The organism is Vibrio sp. Vb1337, from assembly GCF_033338715.1.
Lineage (GTDB): Bacteria > Pseudomonadota > Gammaproteobacteria > Enterobacterales > Vibrionaceae > Vibrio > Vibrio alginolyticus.
In genome coordinates this window covers 1-1,271 of the sequence record NZ_JAWOTD010000132.1, presented here as the reverse complement: position 1 = coordinate 1,271, position 1,271 = coordinate 1, and the positions used below count along the sequence as shown (strand labels likewise).

General features: G+C 45.9%; 1 protein-coding gene and 1 pseudogene. One reads left to right on the top strand and one right to left on the bottom strand.

All coding sequences use genetic code 11. The features are described 5' to 3' along the window. A pseudogene (locus R7E42_RS24470) lies at positions 1 to 370 on the top strand (hypothetical protein); the annotation flags it as partial. Between the two features lie 190 nt (positions 371 to 560). Here R7E42_RS24470 and yddG read toward each other — a convergent pair. Next, the coding region (yddG, locus tag R7E42_RS24465; RefSeq protein ID WP_318073159.1) for an aromatic amino acid DMT transporter YddG at positions 561 to 1,271 on the bottom strand (711 nt) is incomplete at its 5' end.

The window sequence follows — 1,271 nt, the reverse complement described above, 5'->3', positions numbered from 1 at the left end:
CAGCCTTGCCCACTTTATCCAAATTCTTGATGATGATTACTTGCTAAAAGAAAGCATCGCAAAACGTAACGAAACAATGCGTTGGGGAATCTGTCCAGAACCAGATCGTCTCATTGTGATTCACGAACTAAAGGTAAAGAAAGAGCATCGAGGAAATAAGTATTCCAAAGCCTTAATTGAGGACTTTATTGAACGCTTTACATCGATTTACGACATCATTGGTCTAAAGGCTCTTCCTTTAGAAGATCGCTCAGAGGAAAGCGTAGAAGCGCTTAAAAGCTATTACTCAAAGATAGGCTTTAAGGACGTTGGTATTGATGATTTGATGCTCTGGCCAGCGTTAGAAGAACCAAACTGGAACGAAGCCTAAGTTAGACATCGCATCTCATGATGCGACTTACCTTCCCACACCTATCTCAGCTTGGTGACTGATGCTTGCTCTTGGAAAATGATTGGTGACATGTTCGATAACACGATGACGGCTCCAGCAGGCCTCCATCAACACCGACAAGAACCGGAGAAGCCACAAACCCGTCATTAATCACTCAGATAATGAGGGTTTAACCAGCAGCTTCTCGCTTCTCTTTTGTTACCAACCAACACAAGAGTGACCCAACTGTCACCATAACAACACCTTGCCAGAAACTATTGCTCAACGTAACACCAAGTATAAGCGACGAAAACAGCGCAGAGAAAATCGGCGTGAAGTAAGACAAAGTCGCCAAAAAGACCATGTTCCCGCCAACAATGGCGATGTTCCATAAGCCATAACCACCCGCCATCAACGCTGCCGATGCAAACAGATACCCAAGAGCTGACCATGAGAACGTCATTGTAGGCTCATCCGCAAATGCGTACTTCACCCAAAGCGAAACCGCAGTTGCGATAAAAAACAACGTGATCGCATTGTGCTTCGATTGCTGTCGCTGTGTGAGATTACAATAAACCGCCCAAATCACCGCGCCAGTGAACGCCATGAAGTACACCAGCGGATTGCTGCTTACGTTCGAGATGATTTGCGTCGGGGATAAACCGTTATCGCCGCTCACTGTCCAAGCCACACCAATAAACGCGAGGGTTACTGCTGGATACAACAGCCAATTTGGCTTTTTGTTGCTACCCAACACGGCAAACAACACCGTCAGTGCGGGCCATAAATAGTTGACGATAGATACCTCAATCGCTTGAGCTCGCGAATTCGAATACCCAAGAGCAAGCGCAAGAAAGATCTCATAGCAAACAAACATTGCGCCGCCAACTATCAGATACTT